The sequence below is a fragment of the Cellvibrio sp. OA-2007 genome, from assembly GCF_000953825.1.
GTDB lineage: Bacteria > Pseudomonadota > Gammaproteobacteria > Pseudomonadales > Cellvibrionaceae > Cellvibrio.
The window spans coordinates 25,668-48,038 of sequence record NZ_BBUL01000089.1; the positions used below are offsets into that span (position 1 = coordinate 25,668).

General features: G+C 50.8%; 17 protein-coding genes. 7 read left to right on the plus strand and 10 right to left on the minus strand.

Going from position 1 to position 22,371, the window contains the following annotated elements; all coding sequences use genetic code 11:
* Positions 1-465: 465 nt before the first annotated feature.
* The 4 genes from AWU77_RS10105 to AWU77_RS10120 all read left to right on the plus strand — a co-directional run bounded on the left by AWU77_RS10105 (position 466) and on the right by AWU77_RS10120 (position 4,579).
* The gene (locus AWU77_RS10105) at positions 466-726 is read left to right on the plus strand and encodes an exodeoxyribonuclease VII small subunit (RefSeq protein ID WP_062062686.1); all 261 of its coding nucleotides are present in this window, start codon (positions 466-468) and stop codon (positions 724-726) included.
* A complete protein-coding gene (gene ispA, locus AWU77_RS10110) occupies positions 726-1,613 on the plus strand; it encodes a (2E,6E)-farnesyl diphosphate synthase (protein WP_062062689.1) in 888 nt (295 codons plus the stop codon). Before AWU77_RS10105 ends, ispA begins: the two co-directional genes overlap by 1 nt.
* A 73-nt stretch (positions 1,614-1,686) precedes the next feature.
* Positions 1,687-3,594: a 1-deoxy-D-xylulose-5-phosphate synthase gene (gene dxs, locus AWU77_RS10115; protein ID WP_062062692.1), complete on the plus strand. Its 1,908-nt coding sequence runs from the start codon at positions 1,687-1,689 to the stop codon at positions 3,592-3,594.
* 91 nt (positions 3,595-3,685) lie between these two features.
* Positions 3,686-4,579, plus strand: coding sequence for a chemotaxis protein (locus AWU77_RS10120; protein ID WP_062062695.1), 894 nt, complete (start codon positions 3,686-3,688; stop codon positions 4,577-4,579).
* 4 nt (positions 4,580-4,583) lie between these two features.
* Here AWU77_RS10120 and AWU77_RS10125 read toward each other — a convergent pair whose 3' ends face one another.
* Entirely contained in the window at positions 4,584-5,468 is an 885-nt protein-coding gene (locus tag AWU77_RS10125) for a LysR family transcriptional regulator (RefSeq protein ID WP_062062698.1), read from the minus strand.
* A gap of 107 nt (positions 5,469-5,575) precedes the next feature.
* On the opposite strand from AWU77_RS10125, the gene AWU77_RS10130 reads away from it, so the two are divergent.
* Positions 5,576-6,688, plus strand: a complete 1,113-nt coding sequence (locus AWU77_RS10130) for an S-(hydroxymethyl)glutathione dehydrogenase/class III alcohol dehydrogenase (RefSeq protein ID WP_304413299.1) — start codon at positions 5,576-5,578, stop codon at positions 6,686-6,688.
* Positions 6,689-6,702: 14 nt separating this feature from the next.
* A complete protein-coding gene (gene fghA / locus AWU77_RS10135; protein ID WP_062062703.1) occupies positions 6,703-7,548 on the plus strand; it encodes an S-formylglutathione hydrolase in 846 nt (281 codons plus the stop codon).
* 312 nt (positions 7,549-7,860) lie between these two features.
* On the opposite strand, the gene AWU77_RS10140 is transcribed toward fghA, so the two are convergent.
* The 9 genes from AWU77_RS10140 to grpE form a co-directional block, all read right to left on the minus strand.
* Positions 7,861-9,081: a sugar MFS transporter gene (locus tag AWU77_RS10140; protein WP_238582372.1), complete on the minus strand. Its 1,221-nt coding sequence runs from the start codon at positions 9,079-9,081 to the stop codon at positions 7,861-7,863.
* A gap of 38 nt (positions 9,082-9,119) precedes the next feature.
* Positions 9,120-10,265: a Gfo/Idh/MocA family protein gene (locus tag AWU77_RS10145; protein ID WP_062062706.1), complete on the minus strand. Its 1,146-nt coding sequence runs from the start codon at positions 10,263-10,265 to the stop codon at positions 9,120-9,122.
* Positions 10,266-10,282: 17 nt separating this feature from the next.
* Positions 10,283-11,335 (minus strand): sugar phosphate isomerase/epimerase, encoded by a 1,053-nt coding sequence (locus AWU77_RS10150; RefSeq protein ID WP_062062709.1) that lies wholly within the window; start codon positions 11,333-11,335, stop codon positions 10,283-10,285.
* 214 nt (positions 11,336-11,549) lie between these two features.
* Positions 11,550-13,469: an ATP-dependent DNA helicase RecQ gene (locus AWU77_RS10155; RefSeq protein ID WP_062062712.1), complete on the minus strand. Its 1,920-nt coding sequence runs from the start codon at positions 13,467-13,469 to the stop codon at positions 11,550-11,552.
* A 110-nt stretch (positions 13,470-13,579) separates the two neighbouring features.
* Complete coding sequence (locus tag AWU77_RS10160) at positions 13,580-15,049, minus strand: OmpA family protein (RefSeq protein WP_062062715.1); 1,470 nt, start codon at positions 15,047-15,049, stop codon at positions 13,580-13,582.
* Between the two features lie 459 nt (positions 15,050-15,508).
* On the minus strand, positions 15,509-16,021 hold the full coding sequence (locus tag AWU77_RS10165) for a M23 family metallopeptidase (protein WP_062062718.1): 513 nt from the start codon (positions 16,019-16,021) through the stop codon (positions 15,509-15,511).
* 111 nt (positions 16,022-16,132) lie between these two features.
* Complete coding sequence (dnaJ, locus tag AWU77_RS10170; RefSeq protein WP_062062720.1) at positions 16,133-17,248, minus strand: molecular chaperone DnaJ; 1,116 nt, start codon at positions 17,246-17,248, stop codon at positions 16,133-16,135.
* Positions 17,249-17,525: 277 nt separating this feature from the next.
* Positions 17,526-19,451, minus strand: a complete 1,926-nt coding sequence (gene dnaK / locus AWU77_RS10175) for a molecular chaperone DnaK (protein ID WP_062062723.1) — start codon at positions 19,449-19,451, stop codon at positions 17,526-17,528.
* Between the two features lie 223 nt (positions 19,452-19,674).
* Positions 19,675-20,244: a nucleotide exchange factor GrpE gene (gene grpE, locus AWU77_RS10180; RefSeq protein ID WP_152625327.1), complete on the minus strand. Its 570-nt coding sequence runs from the start codon at positions 20,242-20,244 to the stop codon at positions 19,675-19,677.
* Between the two features lie 418 nt (positions 20,245-20,662).
* Here grpE and AWU77_RS10185 point away from each other — a divergent pair, with 418 nt between their 5' ends.
* Positions 20,663-22,282 carry a methyl-accepting chemotaxis protein gene (locus tag AWU77_RS10185; RefSeq protein WP_062062726.1) on the plus strand — a complete coding sequence of 540 codons (1,620 nt, stop codon included), beginning with the start codon at positions 20,663-20,665 and terminating at the stop codon, positions 22,280-22,282.
* The last annotated feature ends 89 nt before the right edge of the window (positions 22,283-22,371 follow it).

The window sequence follows — 22,371 nt, forward strand, 5'->3', positions numbered from 1 at the left end:
TTATGTTTATCAAAGCCATGAGATTCTACTCCATCCATATTACAAAAGCGAAGCACTAACACTGCAGTGTCAAGTCGCTTGGGACGCGAGTTTCGGCGCATTTTGGACGGCAGAACAGCGGGGAAGTTGCACATTCAATGAAATATGCGACAGAGGCCGCAAAATAGACAGCTAAAAAAGCAAAAAACCCTGATTGCAGGAGGGGGCAATCAGGGTTTTTACAGGATGACAGGCCAGACCTTGGCGACAGATGTGCTCGATTCCATTTTACTCCTTGCCAGAGCCGCTTCCTGCGACAATCTCCAATGGCTGTCATTATTGATGAATTAAGCGTCACACAATAGTGGCTAATGTCGGCAAGTTTTGTAGGAGATATCTCACAAGGACACCAATCAAAACGACTGCAGTTTTGCGCGTGCAGGTTTATAATCCGCCGCCCTCACTCAAATTCAGCGAGAAAACACCATGCCGCCCAAGACCTCATCACCCAAAAAGAAAGGTGTCGATTTTGAGCAATCGCTCAGCACCCTCGAAAGCCTGGTGACCCGTATGGAACAGGGCGATATGACGCTGGAAGAATCGCTGCAAGCATTTGAGGCGGGCATTGCACTCACTCGTGAATGCCAAACACGCCTCGCCGCCGCCGAACAGCAAGTGAACAAATTAATCGAGCAACAGGGCAACATCAGCCTGGAACCCTTTCATGCCGATGAAGGCGACGCCTGATGCACAGCGACTTTAAGCAATTTACCCAGCTCTGCCGCAACCGTGTTGATAGCGCCCTCGACCTTTATCTCCCCCTCGGCGAAGACCCCACGCAATTGCGCGCCGCCATGCGCTATAGCCTGTTCAACGGCGGCAAACGTGTGCGCCCGATTCTTGCCTATGCCGCGGCACTGGCGATCAAACCGGAAGCCGATCTCAGCCTGATCGACCCCATTGCCGCTGCACTTGAGTGCCTGCACTCCTACAGCTTGGTGCACGACGACTTGCCCGCCATGGACGACGACGACCTGCGCCGCGGCAAACCCACCTGCCATATCGCGTTTAATGAAGCCACCGCCATACTCGCGGGTGATAGTTTGCAAACTCTGGCGTTTGATTTGCTCACCCAATCTGATTTGCCGAGCAGCATCCAAATCCAACTGGTGCGCCAATTAGCGCTAGGCTCAGGCGTGGAAGGCATGGTGCTGGGGCAGGCAATCGATTTAGCCGCAGTTGCTCATCAATTGAATTTGACGCAACTGGAGCAGATGCACCGCCACAAAACCGGTGCTCTGATTCGCGCCAGTGTTGCTATGGGCGCCATTTGTTCCGGTGCGGATAAAACCCAACTGGCGGCGCTGGATAACTACGCCGCCGCCATCGGCCTCGCCTTTCAGGTGCAGGATGATATTCTCGATGTCACCGGCGATACCGCCACCATCGGCAAACAGCAGGGTGCCGACATCGCCCGCAACAAACCGACCTATGTATCGCTGCTGGGGCTGGATGCAGCCAAAGCCAAAGCGAGCGAATTACACCGTCAGGCACTTGACGCACTGAGTGGTTTTGGCGCGAGCGCAACACCGCTGCGCCAATTGGCCAGCTATATCGTCGAACGCTCGAACTAGCCAAGACTTAGACAAGCCGCCTACAATGGTCGGCCTTGAGCGGCAAACCGTACAACTATAAATGATGACTTGCATGCATAACGAAATCCCCACCAGCCGCCCGCAGACACCACTGCTGGACAGCATCGACTCCCCCGCCGATCTGCGTGCGCTGGATGAAAAGCAATTACCCCAACTCGCCGACGAGCTGCGTGCGTTTTTGCTGTATTCGGTCGGCCAGACTGGCGGGCATTTTGGCGCAGGTTTAGGCGTGGTCGAGCTGACCATCGCGCTGCACTATGTTTATCAAACCCCAGACGACCGCTTGGTGTGGGATGTGGGTCATCAAACCTATCCCCATAAGATTCTCACCTCGCGCCGCGAGCGGATGCACAGTATTCGTCAGGGCGATGGTTTGTCCGGCTTCCCGAAACGCGAAGAGAGCGCTTACGACACCTTCGGCGTCGGCCACTCCAGCACCTCCATTAGCGCCGCACAAGGTATGGCGATTGGCGCCAAAATGGCGGGCATTGAGCGCAAAGTGGCGGCGATCATCGGCGATGGCGCCATGACAGCAGGCATGGCGTTTGAAGCCTTGAATCACGCCGCACACACCGAAACCGACATGTTAGTGGTGCTCAATGACAACAACATGTCGATCTCGCCCAATGTTGGCGGCTTTTCAACTTACCTATCCAAAATCTGGGCAAGCAAGTTCTATAACTCGCTCCGCGCAGGCAGCAAACAGGTGTTGGGCAAGATCCCGCCGGTGTGGGATTTGGCGCGCCGTACCGAAGAACATTTTAAAGGCTTTATGTCGCCCGGCACTTTATTTGAAGAGATGGGTTTCAACTATGTCGGCCCCATCAACGGTCATGATTTAGGTGATCTGGTGCTGTGCTTGCGCAATTTGCGCGACATCAAAGGCCCCAAGTTGCTGCACATCATCACCCAGAAAGGCAAAGGCTTTGAACCCGCCGAGCTGGACCCAGTGGGCTACCACGCACTGAATAAAATCGAGCCAAAAAAAGCGGCGATTGGTGCAGTTGATGCGCCGAAAAAACCAAAATATCAAGATGTGTTCGGCCAATGGCTGTGCGATATGGCCGCGCAGGATAACAAGTTAGTCGGCATCACCCCTGCCATGTGCGAAGGCTCAGGCATGGTGAACTTTGCCCAGACTTATCCCGAGCGGTTTTACGATGTCGCTATCGCCGAGCAACATGCAGTAACCCTTGCCGCCGGTATGGCTTGCGAAGGGCAAAAGCCCGTAGTGGCGATTTACTCCACCTTTTTACAACGCGGCTATGATCAGCTGGTACACGATGTTGCCCTGCAAAATCTTGATGTCACCTTCGCCATCGATCGCGCTGGCCTTGTCGGCGAAGACGGCCCCACTCACGCAGGCAGTTTTGATATTAGCTACTTGCGCTGCATCCCCAATATGGTGATTGCTGCGCCGAGCGACGAAAACGAGTGCCGCCAACTGCTCTACACCGCCTACCAGCACCAAGGCCCTGCGGCGGTGCGCTACCCACGCGGCACAGGCACAGGTGTGGCGATTGAAAAAAACATGACCAGCCTGCCGCTTGGCAAAGGCCTACTGAAACACGAAGGCAAACAAGTCGCTCTGCTCTGCTTTGGCACCCTACTGCCAGTGGCGCAGCAAGTGGCCGAACAATTCGGCTACAGCCTGTGCGATATGCGTTTTGTGAAGCCGCTGGATACCGAACTAGTTGAACAGATGGCCGCCAGCCACCAATTGCTGGTCACGCTGGAAGAAAATGCCATCGCCGGTGGCGCTGGCAGCGGCGTGTGCGAATACCTCAACAGCCGCGCCCTGACCGTACCGGTTTTGCAGCTGGGTTTTGGCGATGAATTCGTCGAACACGCCAGCCAAAAACAGCAACTGGCCAGTCAGGGGCTGGATGCAAAATCTATCGCCGAACGCATCAGCCAGCGCTTGAGTACCGCCGCCAACACCCGCTTAGCCGCACGCTAAGCTCGATCTTGGCGGTGCAAGCGCCAAGTGGTGCTAGTATTGATTAACACCACCACTTTCCATCGATCTAATCTGCGAGGAGCGTTTTACCTTGTCATCCTCTAAAGCCGATCACTCCCAAGGGCTACTGTTATTCAGGCTGCACAACCAACAGGTGTTCGGTTTGGGCACCCTCAAAATTCAAGAGTTAGTGCCTTATCAGCCCGTAACTGCCATGGTCAACCAGCACCGCAGCATTTTGGGCGCACTGAATATTCGCGGGCACACCATGCCCATAGTTGATCTGGCAGCAGCCGTTGGCAAAGGCGCAACCCCCAAAGACGCGCTGGAGAACAGCTTTATTATCGTGACCGATGTACAGCGGCAAAAAGTCGGTTTTCTGGTGCGGCAAATAGAGCGCATTGTGGAGACTAACTGGCGCGACATCCGCGCGCCGGACAAACTGTTGGGCAACAGCATCTACATCACCGGCGTCACCCGGGTGAACGACCAACTGGTGCAGCTGTTGGATGTAGAAGTGATTATGGCGCGCCTGTTCCCACTCGACCCCTCCAAAGCCACCGCAACCATTACCGATGTAGAGCGCGAACAACTGCGCCCTATGCACATCTTATTGGTCGATGACTCACGCACCGCACGCAAACAGTTAAGTGACTCGCTCGATGCCATCAATGTGCGCTACCAAGTAACGGATAACGGCCAAAAAGCGCTGGACATCATGCGCGCTGCCGCCAGCCAAGGGCAGCCTATCGACCTATTGGTAAGCGATATAGAAATGCCCGGGCTAGACGGCTACGAACTCGCCTTTGCCGTGCGCGACGATAAAAAACTGGCCAGCGCCTACATTATTTTGCACACCTCACTGTCCAGCAGCATCAGCGTAAGCCAAGCCCGCCAAGTCGGCGCCGATGAAGCCCTCAGCAAGTTTGACGCGCGCGAATTGATCGATGCCATGCTGCGTGGGGCGGGAAAGAAAACACATTAATCACTCAGCTTGGCACCCCACCCGCAAACCTTTCCGCTAGAAAATCAATAAACAACCTCACCTTGGGCGCCAAGTGGCGCTGCTGGGGGTAGACGACCCAGACGCCAGCGCCTTTGAAGCGGTGGTGGTCGAGTACGGCGATGAGGCGGCCGCTGGCGATATGTTCATCCACGTAATAGTCGGGCAGTTGCGCGAGTCCCAAGCCTTTTAGGGCGGCATCGACCAGTGCGGGGCCAGAGTTGGCTTGCCAGTTGCCGTGCACGACTAAATCCTTGCGCTGCCCCTGATCTTGCAGCAGCCAGTAACCGCGGGTGCCGACTAAACAATTGTGGCGCTCCAGTTCGGTGAGGGTTTGCGGGGCGGAGACGCGCGCGAAGTAGTCGGGCGAGCCGACGATATATTCCTGCCGGTCGCACAAACGCTTGGCGATGAGCGTGGATTCACGCATCACCCCCATGCGGATCGCCAGGTCAAAACCCTCTTCGATCAACTCCACCTGCCGGTTGCTGAAATACATATTCACTTTGAGCTGCGGGTGCAGCAGCTGGAAGTCATTCACCAGTGGGGCGATATAGCGGTCGCCAAAAGTAGTGGCAGCGGTGATTTTGAGCAAGCCGGTCGGCTGCCCCTGATGGTGCTGTAGTAGGGATTCGGCCTCGCGCAAGCCATCAAACAGATGGCGACAGCTCTCGTAATACAGCTGACCTGCGTCGGTCAGGCGGATTTGGCGGGTGGTGCGATAGAGCAGCTGAGTACCGAGCTGCAACTCCAACTGGCTCACCAAGCGGCTCACATGGGAATTGGATACCTGCAGCTCGCGCGCTGCTGCCGCAAAACTGCCAAACCTGACCACGGCGATAAACGCCTCTACCCGCTCCCAATGCTGCATTGTTGCTCCAGAGCAATAATTAAGTGACTTTTAGCCAGCTTATTGCCAGCGAGTCACTAGTCTACACTTTGCACCCAGAAAATCCTCTTACACCGGAATCAGGAGTCATTATGAAATCACGCGCCGCCATTGCCCTTGCCGCTGGCAAACCCTTGGAACTTGTTGAGATTGATGTTGATGGCCCAAAGGCCGGTGAAGTGCTGGTGCGCATAGTGGCGACCAGCGTGTGCCATACCGATGCTTACACCCTCTCGGGCGCTGATCCTGAAGGCGTATTCCCGGCAGTGCTCGGCCATGAGGGCGCAGGAATTGTAGAAGCTGTGGGTGAAGGCGTGACCAGCCTGAAAGTGGGCGACCATGTAATTCCGCTCTACACCGCCGAATGCGGCAAATGCAAATTCTGCCTGTCGGGCAAAACTAACCTGTGTGGCTCAGTGCGCGCCACCCAAGGCAAGGGCTTGATGCCCGATGGCACCACCCGCTTCTCGTTTGAAGGCAAACCGCTGTTCCATTACATGGGCACCTCGACTTTCTCGGAGTACACCGTACTGCCGGAAGTGTCGCTCGCTAAAGTGTCCAAAGAAGCACCGCTGGATAAAATCTGCCTGCTCGGCTGCGGCGTTACTACTGGCATAGGCGCAGTAATCAATACCGCCAAAGTCACTCCCGGTTCGACCATTGCCGTATTCGGCTTGGGCGCTATCGGCCTAGCGGTGATCCAAGGTGCGCAGATGATGAACGCCAGCCGCATCATCGCTATCGATGTAAATCCCGACAAGTTTGAACTCGCCCGCCAGTTCGGTGCGACCGATTTTGTGAACCCCAAAGACCATAGCGCGCCCATCCAGCAGGTGATTGTGGATATGACCGACGGCGGCGTGGACTACTCGTTTGAATGTATCGGCAATGTGAACGTGATGCGCTCGGCGCTGGAGTGCTGCCACAAGGGCTGGGGCGAATCGATCATTATCGGTGTCGCGGGTGCAGGGCAGGAAATCTCAACACGCCCATTCCAATTAGTGACTGGCCGCGTGTGGAAAGGCTCGGCGTTTGGCGGCGTAAAAGGTCGCAGCCAATTGCCCGGTTATGTGGATCGTTACATGAAAGGCGAGATCAAGATCGATGAATTTATCACCCACGATATGCCGTTCGATAAGATCAACGAAGCCTTTGAGTTGCTGCACCAAGGCAAAAGCATCCGCACCGTGTTGCATTACTGATCGAGGGAGCGACCATGAGCCAAATAACCGAGATCGCCGCTAATAAAAGCTTTGGCGGCTGGCACAAACGCTTCAAGCATTACTCCAGCACACTCAGCTGCGAGATGATTTTTGCGGTCTATCTACCACCACAAGCAGAGACACAAAAAGTGCCGGTGCTTTGGTGGTTGTCCGGCTTGACCTGCACCGACGAAAACTTTATGCAGAAGGCGGGCGCCCAGCGCATCGCGGCGGAACTGGGTATCGCCATTATCTGCCCGGATACCAGCCCACGCGGACTCGATTTGCCCGGTGAACACGACAGCTACGATTTTGGTTCCGGCGCCGGTTTTTATGTGAATGCCACCCAGGCGCCCTGGAAAACCAACTATCAAATGTACGATTACGTGACGCAGGAATTGCCCGCATTAGTGATGGCTAACTTACCGCTCAAGGGCCGCGAATCCATTAGCGGCCATTCCATGGGTGGCCATGGCGCACTGGTATTAGCACTGCGCCAACCGGATCGCTATGCCTCAGTATCGGCATTTGCCCCCATTACCAACCCATGCAATTGCCCTTGGGGCGAAAAAGCTTTTAGCGGCTATTTGGGCACTCAGCGCGGCACCTGGGCACAATACGATGCCTGTAAGCTGATTTCCACTCGCCAATCGCGGCAGGAATTATTTGTCGATCAGGGCGAGGCTGATAGCTTTATCGCTGAGCAGCTCAAGCCCGAACAGCTGCTGGCAGTTTGTAAAGAAGTGGGGCATCCGCTGATTTATCGCAGCCACGCCGGTTACGACCACAGCTACTTTTTTATCGCGAGTTTTATTGAGGAGCATTTGCGCTATCACGCAACGCATTTGTTCAGCAGTTAAGACAACCAGCGGGAGCATCAGAGAAACACAAAAGAGGGTTATTCAAGGAAGGTACTACTGGGGGAAGGGTGGAAACTCAAATCCTTTTGAGCTCACTAAACCACTCACTCATATCATGGTCATGCCAGTTATTTATACACTTGGTTTTTAAAAAAACCCAATGTACCGCAACACAAATGTGACGTACGTCCTGTATTTGTCGCCAAATACATCTAGATATTACAAAGCATTACAGTATTTTTGTGATTGGCATCAAATAACACCTACAAAAAAAGCGCCAAAGGGCGCTTTTTTTGTAATAAGTGGAATCAGTTAATTGCTGTGCGCAAAACGTTTACGCAAGACAAACAACACAGTGAAAGCAACAATCAGGAACGCTGGAAACAGAGCAAGATTTTGCAATGTTGCCTGGCCTGCAGTTAGCTCTACCGCCTCAGCCGGAATACCACTGGCAATCGCTTCTGCTTTAGCATCATCCAGCCATCCACCAATTACCGGATTCCACATGCTCATGGAGAACATGCCCGCACCACCCAATAGTGACATACCCAGGGCGCCGGTTTTGGGTTGGTATTCGCTGATAAACCCAATCATAGTCGGCCAGAAATAGGTTACGCCCAGCGCAAACACCATCGCAGCGATATAAATCAATCCGCCAGAGGCGATGCTCAACAAGTAGATTCCAATAGTGGTCACCACCGCCGACATCAGCAGCACACCAACCGGGTTAAGCGCTTCCACAATCGGCCCTGCAAAAAAGCGCCCCAGCGCCATCAAGCCGGTAACCAGCGCAAGCACCAACATAGGGTGCGCACCCGATGCGCCAAAAATACGGTCTACCCATTGCTGGGTGCCGAATTCAGATGCGGCAGTTACGGTCATGCAGAAGAACATAAAAATAAACAGCGGTGAGAAGAGCGCTTTAATATTGGTTTTAGTCGAAGTCTCGGAGTTCGCCATAGTCGGGAACGGCTGCCCAAAAATCATCACGCCGTAAATAATGGTGGGGATAATCATAATCGCGATTTGCCACTGCCAATCAAGCCCCAGCTTGGTCATCAGGCTCGATATCAAAGCACCAATCACAATGCCGCCGGGGAACCAGACGTGGAATTTATTGAGCATCGCCGTTTTGCGGGTGTGATAAATGTCGGCGATTAATGGATTGCAAGCGGCTTCCACCGAGCCATTAGCAAAGCCAATAAAAAAGCTCGATAACAACAGCGTGACAAAACCATTGGCGGTAATGGTCAGAATCAAACCGAGCAGATGGCAGGCAAATGCCAAATACATCAGTGTGCGTGCGCCCACGTGGTTGTAAATCAAACCGCCAAACATCATCGCGACCGGAAAGCCGAGAAATGCCATGCCGTTGATCCAACCGAGTTGGGCGTTAGTGAAATCAAATTCGGCGCTAAGTTGGGTGAGGATACCGGCGCGAATTGCGAAGGTCATTGCCGTCACAATCAGCGCAACACAGCAGGCGGTAAACAGCCGCTGTGGATTAATAGTTACAGTGGAAGTGGTCATCATTGTTATACCTTTTGTTATTGTTAATCACACATAAAAAATTATATCAGCGGCGTCCAAACACCATCGCGCTGGGATGAGGTTAGCACGGCTTGGATAAAGCGCATACCTTCCACACCTGTGTCTATATCCGGCACCCAGTGTTGTAGAAAATGGGTTTCACCTTGCTGACGCGCGACCAAAATATCGGCGATGTCTTTATACAAATTCGCAAAGCCTTCGAGATAGCCTTCCGGATGTCCGCCCGGTGTACGCATCCCGCGCGCCGCAATATCGCTACCTATATCACCACGACGGGTGATGCGCTGACGCGGTTTATTTAATTCGCCAAACCACAATTCATTAGGATTTTCCTGCGCCCATTCGATCCCGGCTTTTTCACCGTAAACGCGAATGCGCAAACCATTTTCACAACCCGGTGCAACCTGGCTGCTCCACAGCATACCTTTTGCGCCGCCATCAAAACGCAGCAGCGCATGCACGTTGTCATCCACCGCGCGGCCATCCACAAAACTGGTCAGGTCCGCGCTCACTGCACTGAGTTTTTGTTGCGTAATAAAACGCGCAAGTTGAAATGCGTGCGTGCCAATATCGCCCAAGCAACCTGCAGCACCCGAACGTGCGGGATCAGTGCGCCATGAGGCTTGTTTGTTATCGTCCGCGGCCGCTTCCGTTAACCACTCTTGCGGATATTCCACTTGCACTACGCGGATTTTGCCGAGCTTGCCCTGCTCTACTAATTCACGGGCATAACGCACTAATGGATAAGCGCTGTAGTTATGCGTGAGCGCAAAAAAACAGCCGCTCTTTTTTACTATCTGCTCCAGCTCCAGCGCTTCTTCTAAAGTGCGCGTCACTGGCTTATCGCAGATTACATCAATACCCGCTTCCAAACAGGCTTTAGCGACGGGGAAGTGCATGTGATTCGGCGTAACGATGACAACAGCTTGAATGCCATCGGCACGTGTTTTTTCTACGCGCAGCATTTCTTCATAAGAGGTGTAAGCGCGATCCGCAGCGATATGTAAATCGGCCGCTGAAGCTTTGGCATTTTCCGGGTTAGCTGAAAGCGCACCGGCAACCAATTCAAAACGATCATCCATACGCGCGGCGATGCGATGCACCGCACCGATAAATGCACCGCGACCACCACCGACCATGGCATAACGAATTCGTGGAGTTGTCATAGCGTTGCTCCTTATTTTTATAGGCCGAGGATTCGGCGATTCTTGACTTCATCAATTCCGCTTTTAGCAAAATCATCAAATGCGCGCTCAGTCACTTTAATAATATGCTGCTGAATAAACGGCGCACCTTCTGCTGCACCTACCTCTGGGTGTTTCAAACAACATTCCCATTCCAACACCGCCCAACCGTCGTAATCGTAAGCGGCGAACTTGGAGAAAATTTGTTTGAAATCCACTTGGCCATCGCCGAGTGAACGGAAGCGGCCAGCGCGATCTACCCAGCTCTCGTAACCGCCATAAACGCCTTGCTGCGCACTCGGATTAAATTCCGCATCTTTTACATGGAACATTTTAATGCGCGCGTGATAGCGGTCGATAAACGCCAAGTAATCGAGCTGCTGCAACACAAAATGGGATGGATCAAACAAAATATTCGCGCGTGGATGATTATCTACCGCCGCGAGGAAGCGCTCGAACGTTGCGCCGTCATGCAGGTCTTCACCCGGGTGAATTTCGTAGCAGACATCCACACCGGCCTTATCAAAGGCATCCAGAATCGGCAGCCAGCGATTCGCCAACTCTTCAAAACCTTTCTCTACCAAACCAGCAGGGCGCTGTGGCCAGGGGTACAGATAGGGCCAGAGCAAAGCGCCAGAAAAAGTGGCGTGCGCAGTGAGGCCAAGATTTTTACTCGCCTGAGCTGCAAACATTAATTGCTCCACCGCCCAAGTTTGACGCGCTTTGGGATTACCACGAACCGATTCGGGCGCAAAGCCATCAAACATATCGTCATACGCTGGGTGAACCGCAACTAATTGACCTTGCAGATGCGTTGATAACTCTGTCGCTACCAAGCCGTGTTTCGCTAGCGTCGCCTGAAACTGAGCACAGTATTCAGGGTTTTTCGCCGCCTGCTCCAAGTCAAATACGCGCGCGTCCCAAGTGGGAATCTGCACACCTTTAAAACCCAAACTTGCCACCCATCCGGCAATGGCATCAAGGCTGTTAAAGGGGGCTTCATCACCTAAAAATTGGGCTAGAAAGATGGCGGGACCTTTGAGGGTTTTCATAGCGTTTCTCCGAGCAGTGGCAGAACTTGGGATTTTTAATTATTGGCTTTGCAACCCACATGCAGGGCGCAAGGCGACAAATATCAGATTTATTATTTCAGGCGCAAGACTTTATGCCATGTCGCTCTAGGGCGCGATACTAGAAACAGTTATTTACACTTCTTATAACCATTGGCTGCGCAGGTCGCCGCCAATGGCTTGAGAATAGAACAATTTACTGCAAAGCAGCCAGTATCACTGGAAACGACACCTCCGCCAGCGCACCAAATGCACGATGGGATTTCAACGTGGAGCGGCTAGTCGCTGGGCTGGGTAAGCCGCACAAAAACCGCGCCAATTGACGCGGCTGGCGCAATACCGCGTGACCTTCGCGGTTAAGATTAGCGATCAAGCTTTGCTGTGCCGTGGTAAGCGGTGCTGCAGCGGGTAAATTAACCGGTGCCAGTGCAGTGCTGCGGCAGTGATTACAAATGCCGCAGGGCTGCGCACTGGCCTCGCCAAAATATTGCATCAGTTGTTGGCTCAAGCACGCGGGATTATTGGCAAACGCAAGCACGCTGTGAATGCGTTTGATATCGCGCGCTTCGCGTTCAGCAAATAAGGTATTTAAATGTTCGCACAGCGCAGCAATTTGTTCGGGCGATTTGACCGTCTGATTATTCTTGTAGCCCTGGCGCAAATTGGCGACAGTTAATTCGATCCAACCTTTCTCGGCGATGTAATCCAGTGCTCTGGTGATACGTTCTTTGGATTCATTTAATTGCAGTGGGATGGTGAGCATATCTAGCGATAGCCATTTTCTGCCCATGCGTCCAGCGGCAAATAACTGCTGTAAAAACGCGGCGCGATCTGCATCAAATTGGGAGAGGATAAATTGTTTATCCTGAATGAAATTGACTTTGTATTCAGTGTAAAACGGACTCTGCGCGCTAATCACATGTTGCAGCTCAAGATAGGTGAGCGCGGTATTTAATACCAGCGGACGCAAATCAAATTGGTTGGATAATTCGTAGGTAGAAATATCAAACACATCATCAAACGCGAGCAAGTGCTGAACCAGCGCGCGCAAACTCTCCTCCGTAGGTGTATCGCCGTAGGTGAAGTTTTCCAATACACGAATATCATCACCCACCGCCAACATTTCACACAGCGACGGATTGCCATCGCGGCCGGCGCGGCCAATTTCTTGCACATAGTTTTCAATCGATTTAGGCAAATTGAAATGGTACACCGCGCGGATATTGCTTTTATCGATCCCCATACCAAAGGCGATGGTCGCCACCACAATCGGCACTTCACCGCTCATAAATTGGTTTTGCACTTGCTCGCGCTCATCGTCTTTTAAACCAGCGTGGTAATGCGCAGCATTCAAGCCCGCTGCGTTAATTGCTGCAGCAACTTCTTCTGCAGTTTTTTGCAGGGTGACGTAAACAATGGTGGCGGCATCACGCGGGTGTTTGTGCAAACGGGCGAGCAATAAATCCATGCGCGACTCAACCGTGCAAGGCGTAACACGCAATTGCAGATTGGGGCGCGCGAAGCTAGTTTGAATATGGTGCTCAGGTTGTATCGCAAACTGTTTGCAAATGTCAGCCGCGACACTCGGCGTTGCGGTCGCGGTTAAGGCGAGCACACGACCGACACGCAATTTTTTCGCAAGATCGGCAAGCAGTAAATAATCCGGGCGGAAGTTGTGACCCCACTCAGAAATACAATGCGCCTCATCAATCGCCAACATACTGATATTTAACTGACTGAGCCGCTGCACAAAACGCTCGTTCTTTAAACGCTCAGGCGATACGTAGAGCAACTTCAAACTGCCGTTTTGCAGCGCCGTATAAATTGCTTGGGTTTCATCTTTATCGAGCGATGAATCCAAGCGCGCCGCGTTAATTCCCAACTTCTGCAATGAATCCACCTGATCTTTCATCAACGCAATCAGCGGCGATACCACCAGCGTTAAACCTTCAAGCAGTAATGCGGGCAATTGATAACAGAGACTTTTGCCGCCGCCGGTGGGGAATACGGCAAGCGCCGACTGCCCATGCAAAAGCGCGGTGATTACCGCCTCCTGGCCGGGGCGAAATGCGGGTAATTTAAACGTATTATTTAACAGTGTTGCGGGTGTAGTCATAAGGGTTTCCGTTGTCTTTAATTTATCTTCCATGATGATTTGAGGGCTATACAATCCCTCTGGCTTTATTCAGAGGGATTGTAAGATTAAGCTTAGATGAAATTTAACAACTAACGCAAACGCTTCACCAATTCCACGCGGCGATTTTTTTGTTTGCCTGCATCGCTGGTGTTATTGGATGCTGGTGCGTAAGGGCCAACACCCTGTGCTTGCAAACGGTTGCTAGCGACCTGGTAATTTTTTACTAGTTCAGCAACCACTGAATCAGCGCGCTGTTTGGATAAAGTTACGTTAGCAGCGCCATCTCCCGTATCATCGGTATGGCCAACCACATAGAGCAACAAATCCGGATTGCGCTTTAATAGTTCGGCGATGGCATCCAGTGTGGGTTTGGATTCGCTTTTAATATCGGCTTTGCCGGTATCAAAATAAATACCGTAAATCAGCGCTTTGCCGTCCGCATCGATTTGCTGTTTTAAACCATCGGCATTTACATTTACCAAACCGGTTTGTACCGTTTTCTCTTGCACAATGATTTGCTGCACACCCACTTCAGCTTCGTAACCGCCAATAAATAAACCGATATAGACATTGCCGGTTGGCAGGGATTTTTTGGCTAACAAGTAATAGGGTTTGCGATACCAGTTATATACATCACCTGACAAGGCCAATTGATCACCAAGGTCATTTACCTGCTTTTCAGTACCGCACTGCTCCAATTCGCATTGGGAAATAAAATTAAATCCGGCACTAGTTAACGCCGCTTTGTAATTTTCATACACTTTTAACGTTGAAATATTTTCCATTGTGTAGGTGTGCTTGGTTAAATCACCGGTTAACTGCAGCGGCGTTTTTTCTGCCGCATTAATCGCAAACGGAATTTTTACTATTTCGGTATCGATTTTTTTATGATCATAAATTTTTGCCCCAGGGTAGCGCGGTAGCATAGGGTTATCTTCTGCTTTCTCTTTTTCTGACAGCGGCTCAACATGCGCTACTGCTTGCCCCGCGTAAGCAGCATCCACTTTAATCAAACCCGTTTCAAGCGATTCAGTTTCGACAATCACCTGCTGCACATTGACTGTATCTTCATAGGCGCCCACAAACCAGGCCACCACAACCTTCCCTTTAGGTGAGTCTTTTTCACCGATCCAATAATAAGGGTTGCGGTAGTTGTTATACACACTTCCACTGATTGCCAGCTTTCCACCAAGAGCTTTGGCATCCCGCTCTGCCCCGCAGGCATCTAACGTACAAACAAAAATTTCCTTGAAGCCTAATTGCTTAGCTGCGGCCAAATAATTCTCATATACCTTCAATGATGAAACATTTCTTATCTCATAAGTGTGGCGATAAAGATCCCCTGTCAGCGCCAGTGGTGTGAATGTTTCGGGGTCAGACTCACCATTTACCACAGACACCGGCAAAGTGAATTTTTCATAATCGATCATTTGCCCATAATTAATACTGGCTTGAGGATACGCGGAAAATAGCGGGTGATCTCTGTCATAACCCGCATATAACGGCTGACTAAATAAGGCCAGAGAAAATGACAACAACGATAAGGTGCGAAGCAGCATAACAACTCCTTGATTCATTTGCAGTGAGGGACAAACGCGAGAAAGGCAACAGAAAGATTGCAAGACTAACCACAAAAGCTGAACAAACGATGAACTGGAATCACAAAAGCCGTTTTTTAAAGTGAACAAACGCCACCGAGAGATAAGTGGCGTTATCTAACAGCGTATATGACCTAGCACTGAACCACTTTGGTTTTAGCAACCAAGTCATGAATGCAGCGTTTTTCTTTAGTAAAGATAAAGAGAATGTTAATTAGATTAAAAAGCTGGCCAACAAAGGGACTTGCCCAGGTAAAAAATAGACTGCGTAGCGAACGAGTAAGTGCGACCACCTCTATTCTATTAACACAGATGTGTCTTTAATTAGCGCACAGAACTATAACGAGAATCAGCAAGTTTGTGAAGGCACAGGAAATTTCAAACTGAATGGGTATTGCGATGGGCTTAGCAAACTCGCCATTAATGCAGGAGGACTTGTGCAGGATTTAGGTAAAACGCCTTCTTCCAACCCTGCGTTGTACCATCAATCCGCCAAAGGTAGGGAACCAAGGTCACAACCGAATAATGCAAATGCGGCTGTTTACCTTTGGCATTGCCGGTATCGCCAAGAGCCGCAATCGTTTTACCACTCCACACCGGCTCACCGATAAAAACCGAATCGGAATTTAAGTGCGCGTAATAATGCACTCGCCATTTTGGCCCCAATACCGCCACCACTTTGCCACCGCGCGGCAATTCGCCTGCAAAAATCACCACACCATATGTGGTCGATAAAACGGGGGTATTCATCTTGCCAAAAATATCAATCCCCTTATGCACCCCGGATTTCCCCCAAGGCTCAAACCAAAATGATTTTGTATTCCAATCTTTTGCAGTGGCATTTTGTACGGGGATTTGGGGGAATTCGGGCAGAAATAGAATGATTACGAAAATTGCGAGAAAGATTTTTAACGCTTTGCGTTTTTTGGTCATGGCAGTTTGCCTGTTATTTTTGTAGGTTGGCGCTGAGCGCAGCGATGCCCAACATGAATATCAATAAAAAAGCCGATTCTCTCGAATCGGCTTTTTAAATTTAACACTCAATTATTCATTAAAAAACTTCTTAACCCCATCAAACCAACTCGACTGCTTGGGGGAATATTTTCCGCCTTTCATAGTCGCTTGGAATTCTTTGAGCAGGTCTTTTTGTTTGCTGGTTAAACCCACAGGAGTTTCAACTACTACACGGCAGAGCAAATCACCGACACCGCCACCGCGCACTGGCGTTACACCTTTGCCGCGCAGTTTAAACAGTTTGCCAGTTTGAGTTTCTGGCGGGACTTTTAATTTTACGCGGCCATCCAGTGTTGGCACTTCCAATTCGCCGCCGAGTGCTGCATCGACAAAATCAATCGGGACTTCGCAATATAAATCGGCGCCGTCACGCTTGAAAATATTGTGTTCGCGCACGTGAACTTGTACATACAAATCACCGCTTGGGCCACCGTCTGCACCTGCTTCACCTTCGCCGGATAAACGAATACGGTCGCCAGTATCCACACCTGCTGGCACTTTAACGGAAAGCGTTTTGGTTTCTTCTACGCGACCTTGGCCGTGACACGATTTACACGGATCAGAAATAATAGTGCCGCGCCCGCGACAGGTTGGGCAGGTTTGTTGTACCGAGAAAAAGCCCTGCTGCATACGCACTTGGCCGTGGCCGCCGCAAGTGGTACAGGTTACGGGTTTACTGCCCGGTTTTGCACCGGAACCATCACAAGGTTTACAACTAACCAGGGTGGGAATTTTAATTTGTACGCTGGTGCCTTTAACGGCTTCTTCCAAACTCAGCTCAAGGTTGTAGCGCAGATCGGAACCGCGCGCTGGGCCGCCGCGACCACCGCGTCCGCCGCCGCCAAAAATATCGCCGAACACATCGCCAAAAATATCGCTGAAATTATTAAAGCCAGCGCCGCCGCCCATGCCTGCTTGACCATCTACACCGGCGTGACCGTGACGATCATAAGCGGCGCGTTTATTGTCATCGGACAATACTTCGTAGGCTTCGTTAGCTTCTTTGAATTTTTCTTCCGCAGAAGGATCGTCCGGATTTCTGTCCGGATGGAATTTCATCGCCACACGGCGGTAGGCTTTTTTCAATTCTGCTGCGTCTACATCTTTTTTGACGCCGAGGACTTCGTAGTAATCGCGTTTAGCCATAATAAAACCAGATATTTATAAATGCGGCGCAGGTCGCGCATACACAATGATTGTTTATGTTTCTGTCGTCATTCCCGCATGCGGGAATCTATAGGTTTTAGTTTCCCTAACCCGCTTAAAAGCTGGATCCCCGCTACGCGAGGATGACGACGGATAACTTAATAAAAATATTTGCTTCTTACATGACAAATGCGGGCAAGCCCGCATTTGTTGTTGGATTCCAAGAATGAATCCTGAATATTGATGGGTATCGCTTGCGCTCCACCCATCCTAAAACTTACTTGTCTTCTTTCACTTCTTCAAATTCAGCATCTACTACGCCGTCATCTGCTGCTTTGCTGTTGCCGCCCGCTTGTTGTGCGCCAGCACCAGCACCGGCTGCTTGTTGTTCGGCATAGAGTTTTTGCGCCAGTGAACCAGACGCTTCAGTTAACTTGGTAGTAGCTGCTTCGATTTTTGCCAAGTCTTCTGATTTAGCGGCTTCGCGACCTTCAGTCAGCGCTGCTTCGATGGCTGATTTCTCATCGGCAGTGGCTTTATCGCCCGCATCTTTCAAGGTTTTTTCAGTTGCGTGAATCAAACCTTCCAAGGTGTTGCGCGCGGTGACAACCTCAGCAAACTTGCGGTCAGCATCGGCGTTAGCTTCTGCATCTTTAATCATTTGCTGAATTTCGTCGTCGCTCAAACCAGAAGACGCTTTAATTACGATGGACTGCTCTTTGCCAGTTGCTTTGTCTTTTGCACTTACGTTCAAAATACCGTTGGCGTCGATGTCAAAGGTCACTTCGATTTGCGGCATACCGCGTTGCGCCGGTGGAATATCGCTCAAGTCGAAACGGCCGAGTGATTTGTTTTGCGACGCTTGTTTACGCTCACCTTGCACTACGTGAATGGTTACCGCTGTTTGGTTGTCATCTGCAGTCGAGAAAATTTGCGATTTCTTGGTCGGAATCGTGGTGTTTTTGTCGATCAACGGAGTCGCAACGCCACCCATGGTTTCAATACCCAGCGTCAGCGGAGTTACATCCAACAACAATACGTTGGTAGTATCGCCCGACAATACTGAACCTTGAATTGCCGCACCGATTGCTACTGCTTCATCCGGGTTTACATCTTTGCGCGCTTCTTTGCCGAAGAAATCCGCAACGGCTTTTTGTACCAGTGGCATACGGGTTTGACCGCCCACCAGAATTACGTCGTCGATTTCACTCAGGGATTTACCTGAATCTTTAATCGCTTGTTTTACTGGCTCCATTGAGCGAGTAACCAAGTCTTCAACCAAAGATTCCAACTTCGCACGAGTCAGTTTTACTACCAAGTGTTTTGGACCGGTTGCATCCGCAGTGATGTACGGCAGGTTCACTTCGGTTTGCTGACTGGATGACAATTCGATCTTGGCTTTCTCTGCCGCTTCTTTCAAACGTTGCAACGCCAAAGGATCGTTGTGCAGATCGATGCCGGTGTCTTTCTTGAAGGTATCAGCCAGGAATTCGATCAAACGCATATCGAAGTCTTCACCACCGAGGAAAGTATCGCCGTTGGTTGAAAGTACTTCGAATTGATGTTCGCCATCAACATCAGCAATTTCGATAATGGAAATATCGAAGGTACCACCACCCAGATCGTAAACCGCGATAGTGCGATCGCCTACACCTTTATCCAAACCGTAAGCGAGTGCCGCAGCAGTCGGTTCGTTGATGATACGTTTTACATCCAAGCCTGCGATGCGACCGGCATCTTTAGTGGCTTGACGCTGTGAATCGTTGAAGTAAGCAGGAACAGTAATTACCGCCTCAGTTACAGACTCGCCGAGATAATCTTCAGCGGTCTTTTTCATTTTCTTCAGTACTTCAGCAGAAATTTGTGGCGGTGCTTTTTTATCGCCTTTCACTTCTACCCAAGCGTCACCATTGTCGGCAGCAACGATTTTGTAGGGCACCATTTTGATGTCTTTTTGCACCACATCATCTTTGAATTTACGGCCGATCAAACGCTTAACCGCGAACAAAGTATTGTGCGGATTTGTAACTGCCTGACGCTTGGCGGATTGGCCAACCAGAATTTCATCGTCGTTGGTGAATGCAATAATGGACGGCGTAGTGCGATCGCCTTCGGCGTTTTCGATCACTTTTGGTTTGCCGCCTTCCAATACAGATACGCAAGAGTTGGTGGTACCCAAGTCAATGCCGATAATTTTGCCCATGGTGTTGCTCCTAAAAATGCTATGTGTTGCTAAGTACAATTACACGAGTAACTTGTACTGAATTGTTAGTTTCTTGCCCTAGTTAGCGCAGATCTGTGACGATTTGCGTTTAGTTGGCAGTTGTTTTCTATATTGGCACGCGGGCAATTAATTCAAGCCCTGCGCACAAAAAATCCTTACTTTCTTTGTGGTTTCCAACACCCTATGTGTTGCTGCGCGCGAATCAGGGCGCCTTGGAAACAACCACCATCGCCGGGCGCACCAGACGACCGTGCAAGGTGTAACCTTTTTGGAAACAGTTGAGTACGGTATTGGGTTCAACATCCGGATTTGGCACCGCAGAAACCGCTTGATGCAAGTTTGGGTCAAACGGCTCACCTTCCGGGCTAACGGCAATCACTTGATGACGCGCGAGCGCATCGACAAAAGATTTGTGCGTTAACTGGATACCCTCAACCACCGCAGCAAACGCTTCGTTGCTGGTATCTATAGCCGCTAGTGCGCGCTCCAAATTATCCACTACGGGAAGCAGATCATTGACCATCTTTTCCAAACCGAACTTATGGGCTTTTTCTACATCTTGCTCGGCGCGACGACGGGCATTTTGCGCATCTGCCTGCGCACGCAGGGATTGCTCTTTGGCAGACTCGTAAGCTGCAGCCAAACTCGCCAATTGCGCCTGCAAGGTTTCCATACTCGGCTCATTGGATGTTGACGCCTGCTCCGCTTCGCCTTCGGCGGCATTGTGCGGCTCAGCTGTATTTTGAATATCGCTATAGTCTTGGGTTGACACTCTTTTCTCCAATCGCAGGTTGGGCGGCAACAGGCGTAACACTGTTCCGCTTGAATTACTGTGTGGGCTATATGGGGTTAGCGTGAGGGGATTCAAGTTTTATTACCAAAGTTTTTCCCAATGCGGCCGCAATAGTAAATATGCAGCCGCAAGCGGTGGCAGTATCGAATTAATGCCTATACTCAAATCTGGGATTCAGCTGGATACCCCAACCAGTTGAGACCAGAACAAATTGGGCAAAACGCTCGAATCAGAAGAAAAACAATGGCTTATGCACCAAAAAGATGAATCTGTGCCGCGCCAATCGCTGCAACACAAAAGCCTGACTTATGCAGTCAAATACCATTTGACAACGTTGTCCCGAGCGCATAATGTCAACCATTATTTGTTTATTACTTAGCCACTCCCAGGGGGCACAATGTCACTGCGTATCAAAATTTGGATCGTCTCTGCTCAAATTCTAATTGGCCTACTGGGAATTATGCTGATTGGCCTGTATACGGTGCGCTATTCCAGCGGTCAGGACAATGAGGCGCGTGTTGAGCAGCTGCTCAACAGCACTTACGCCACTGTTATCCAAATGGAACAAATGGCCGCACGTGGTGAGATGGATGATGAAACCGCTAAAAAAATCGCCACCACGCTACTGCGCAACAACATTTATCACAAATCAGAATACGTGTACGTCGCCGATGAAAAGCTTAATTTTGTCGCCGCGCCACTCGACCCGCAAATTCACGGCACCAGTTTTCATGAGTTTAAAGATGGCAATGGCCGCAGCGTGGGTGAAATTCTGCTCAAAGCCGTCAACAAAGCCAATGGCCAGCTCGCACGTTACAACTGGACCCAGAAACAGGCCGATGGCTCGATTGAAGATAAACTCTCCATCGCCAAGCTCTCACCGCGCTGGAGATGGGTGGTAGGCACCGGGATTGGTTTCAATGAAGTCAATGCACGCTTTTGGCAGACAGCCAAATGGCAGCTCACTGTATGTTTGCTGGTGATGCTGGCCATTGTAATACCTGTCGTGCTGTTTGCACGCAAGCTAGACCGCGGCCTGGGTGCCGAATTAAAAGAGGTATTAATTCTGGTGCGCGCGGTAGCCAGTGGCGACCTGACCGAACGCAATGTACACCAGGCGCCGGAGGACAGTATTTACGGTTCAGTGGTACGGATGCGGCATGCACTGCGCGAAGTGATTGGCGGTATATCGCAAATGGTTTCACGCCTGCACTCTATTAGTGACGATATAGTCCATAAAGCGGAAACCAGTACCGCTATGGCCGAAGATCAAAGCATCAATACCATTAAGATCGCCTCATCTGCCGAAGAATTTAATATGCAAACCAAGGATGCTATGCAACAGGCCAAAGTCGCCACCAACCAAACTGATCACGCATCCAAAACCGCAACCCAAGGCCAGCAACTCATCTCCAATGCAGTAAAAAGTTTTGTTGAAATCGATAATAGCGTGATTCAAACCCAGGGCAGTATCGATGATCTGGCCAATCGGATTAGCAGTATTTCAGCCGTTATTTCGGTAATCAGTGAGGTCGCCAACCAAACCAATCTGCTGGCGCTGAACGCGGCAATTGAGGCGGCACGCGCTGGCGAACAAGGGCGCGGCTTTGCGGTAGTAGCCGATGAGGTGCGTCAACTAGCTCAACGTACAACTCAAGCAACCAGTGAGATCAGCGAAACCATCACCTCAGTACAAAACTCCAGCCGCATTGCCAAACAAAATATGGACGACATGGTGATTCAACTCAAAGAGGGTATTGGGCAAACCCGACAAGGCGGTGAAATTGTAGAAAGCGTGCGCCACGAGACCGATGAAGTCGCCAAAATGGTGGCTCATATCGGCAGCTCACTCATCGAACATGTGCAGGCGAGCAGTTTAATTCTGGAGTACGTGAGTCAGGTGGAGCAGTCATCTCTGGGCACCAAAGATGCAGCGCGCGGCACCTTGATGGCATCGCAACAAATTCGCGAAGCATCCGACGAGCTCAGCCGCCGACTCGAAGGCTTTCGCTTGTAATTAGATCGCTTTAATGCGGCGAGTTACTTGCCTCCCTCGCCGCAATTACTGTATAAATAGCCAGACATTTAGTCACCCTAAGTGTCTGG